Origin of the sequence: Actinoplanes sp. NPDC048791 (assembly GCF_040650095.1) — a bacterium.
GTDB lineage: Bacteria > Actinomycetota > Actinomycetes > Mycobacteriales > Micromonosporaceae > Actinoplanes.
Genome location: NZ_JBEZGQ010001525.1, coordinates 1 through 1,485, shown reverse-complemented (window position 1 = coordinate 1,485; position 1,485 = coordinate 1). Strand labels below are relative to the sequence as shown.

Here is a 1,485-nt window from a genome sequence, read left to right as displayed (position 1 = left end):
GCGCACCGACCCGGCCGACGTGGTCGCCGCCCGCACCCGGCTGCGGCAGGCGTTCGTGGCCGCCCTGCAGTTCCTGCCGGCCCGGCAGCGGGCGATCCTGCTGCTGCGCGACGTGCTGGAGTTCTCCGCCGCGGAGGTCGCCGCGACCCTGGGCACGACCACGGCGGCGGTGAACAGCGGCTTGCAGCGGGCCCGGTCCCGGGTCGGCGACGTGGCGGAGGACGACCTGCGGCCGCCGCCCGATCCGGCCGTCGTGGAGCGGTACGTGGCGGCCTTCGAGAACGCGGACCTGGACGCGCTGCGCCGGCTGCTGGTGGCCGACGTGGTCCTCGAGATGCCGCCGGTGCTCAACTGGTACGTGGGTGCCGACGCGTACGCCGATTTCATCGCCCGGGTCTGGGCGATGCGCGGCACCGACTGGCGGTTGCTGCCGATCGAGGCCAACGGCGGGTTCGCGGCGGCGGCCTACGTCGACGGCCGCGCCCACACCATCCAGGTCTTCGAGGTCGCCGGCGCTGCTGTCACCCGCACCGTCGTCTTCATGGACGACAAGCTGTTCACCGCCTTCGGGCTGCCGCTGATATTGCCGCGCTGACGAGCGCCGGGATTGACACCATGGCCCGATGACCGACGCCCTGGCCGCTGCGCTCGAGACGCCCGCCTACGACGACGAGGCAGTGCTGCGCCTGGTCGAGCTGCTCGCGGAGGCGGACTCCCGCGACGACGAACACGCGGCCCGGACCGCGCTGGCCCGGCTGGGCGGGCGGCCGCGGCTGCTGGTACGTCTCGACGAGCGGATCCGCCGGATCACCTGGCGGTACGCGGACCAGCCGGCGCCGGTGTTCGACATGCTGCTGCGGCGATTCACCGAGGGCCGCCGGACGCCGATCGCCCTCGCTGTGGCCGCGCTGCATCGCGACGGGCGGGTCCGGGAACGTGCTGTCGTCGCCATCGCCGCGCGTCCGTTCCCGGAACTGGTGGCCCTGCTGGTGCTGCGGGCCGACGACTGGGTCCCGCAGGTGCGCAACCCGGCCCGGGCGGCGCTGACCCGGCTGCTCAGCGACGAACCCGGGCGGTTCCTGCCGGGCGCCGTACCGATGGCCGTCAAGCTCGCCGACCGCTTCCGCGGGCACTTCGCACGTGAGCTGGTCACCGCCGCGGTGCTGGCCGCGCCGGACGAAGTGCGGCGGCAATTGGCCGCGTCGCCCGATCGCGACCAGCGGCGGCTGGCCTTCGACGCCGACCTGCAGCAGGGCCGCCTCGACCTGGCCGCCCTGGCGGACCTCGCGGTGCGGGAGGGCGACGCGCAGATCCGGAACCGCGCCGCGCAGGCGACCTACGAACAGGCGGTCGCGCGGCAGCACCGGCCCACCCTGGAACGGCTCTTCGCCGCGCGGCCGGCCGGGGTGCGGGCCCTCGGCCTCACCGGGCTGCTCCGGCTCGGACCGGCGGCCGAGGCGGTGCCGGCCCTGGACGACCCGGCGC

At 75.4% G+C, this 1,485-nt stretch carries 1 protein-coding gene and 1 pseudogene; both read left to right on the top strand.

Going from position 1 to position 1,485, the window contains the following annotated elements:
* Positions 1-595 (top strand): sigma factor-like helix-turn-helix DNA-binding protein (locus AB0C29_RS48105; protein WP_360835029.1); only part of this gene is annotated, 595 nt, incomplete at its 5' end.
* Between the two features lie 28 nt (positions 596-623).
* Positions 624-1,485 (top strand): annotated as a pseudogene (locus AB0C29_RS48100) (hypothetical protein); the annotation flags it as partial.